General features: G+C 57.6%; 1 protein-coding gene. It reads right to left on the reverse strand.

The features are described 5' to 3' along the window. Positions 1-501: 501 nt before the first annotated feature. Positions 502-1,492, reverse strand: a 991-nt coding sequence (locus C8K44_RS27175) for a DUF1214 domain-containing protein (protein ID WP_109578859.1), incomplete at its 5' end; no start/stop codon positions are given.

A 1,492-nucleotide genomic window follows, 5' to 3' on the forward strand; every position in this document is an offset into this window, starting at 1 on the left:
CGGACACAAGGTACCGATATCGTTGATCAATCACGATGGCGCCACCAGCCCGTCATTGTGAAACAGCCGGGAAACTCCACCTTCCGGCGGTCCAATAAACGGTATCGGATCAAAACCGCCGAGGCTCTAATTGCCGCTGGATGACAGTTCAGTGGCAGGTCAGAACCCATCAAAATGCCTCGCCGACATAAGGGCAAAAGAAAACCCGGCAGGAACCGGGTTCTTAGGCGACAATGATAGCTCGTTCAGAAGGTTGGGAGCGACGACCGAAGGTAGAAACTTGAACCGATCAGATCTCGGTCCATGACCATCCCCAGTTCACAGCCTCGATTGCGCGACGTTCGACCGTTCGGTCATGTAGTTGGTCTGGCGTGAATTCCACCGCCCCCGCTGTGGACACGACGAACGGCAGAAGGACGAGTGCAGGAAACCAGGCTCGCATGAGATATCTCCAACGGCCCGGAAGTCCGTCACGGATTTCCGCTCAGGCCACCAATCCGATCAGTCCACTCGCTTGATCCCAGGCAGTCGATATGAGCCATTGAGGATCGGAGTCTGTGCTCCATAAAGTCGCATCGTGAGATTGAACGGACCGGTTGGCGCAGGCAGCCAATTCGAAGTGTCCGCCGGACGCCCGTTCTGGATCAGAACGGTAACGGAACCATCAGGATCGGCCTTCAGTCCGTCGGTCGTGCTGCCAATGCTGTAGCGCTTGAAGTCGTTGTAGATGAAGAACTCCTTGTCATCGTACATGCTCATGTTCCAGAACACCGAGACAGGGGGACGCCCACCTTTCTCGAAATGGAGGGCGTATTTGTGCTCTCCCGTAAGCGGAGCGCCAGTGTCATCGACGCGGGTATTCGGATAGAGGATTTCCTCCGGCACGTTGGCTCCGGTAAGATTGGCGGAGAATGCGGCCCTCACGGCGTAGTTGAAGCCCGCTCTGCCGCCGCCCATCGTATACCTCCAGCCGTTGACGGTCTCAGCCGCATTCGCATAGGTGTTCGCGATGATGGCATCCGCAGCCAGCGCCGCCCTGGCTAGTCCCCGTTTCGTCGGCTCGTCGAGGCCCTGCCACTCGAAACCTTTGGCGACACTCAGACCGATTTGCTGCGCGGCTCCGACATCGGGATCGGAGAAGTCGTCGCTCGCCGAGAGAAACGTGCGCATACCAAAGCCGATCTGATCATATAGCTGCAAAGCCTGGGGAGCCGTTGGTGTGAACACGAAACGCTCGTAGTCGACCTTCTCAGGAAGCTTGAAGTTCAATCCGTTCTTCTGGAATACCGACAGCGGGAGCAAATTGAACCCTTCCTGTACGGCGCGGGCGGTGGGCAGATCGGCATCTCCATTGACGAACACACGGTTGGCGACCACGGCGAGATTCGTTCTGACCGTGATCTGCTTCATGCCTGCCGGGACCATGCCATGGTAATCAGGCCCGGTGATGAGAAAGAGACCGGCCTCTGGCCCTTTGCTTCCTCCGACGTTG

Origin of the sequence: Aminobacter sp. AP02, from assembly GCF_003148805.1 — a bacterium.
Taxonomy (GTDB): Bacteria; Pseudomonadota; Alphaproteobacteria; order Rhizobiales; family Rhizobiaceae; genus Aminobacter.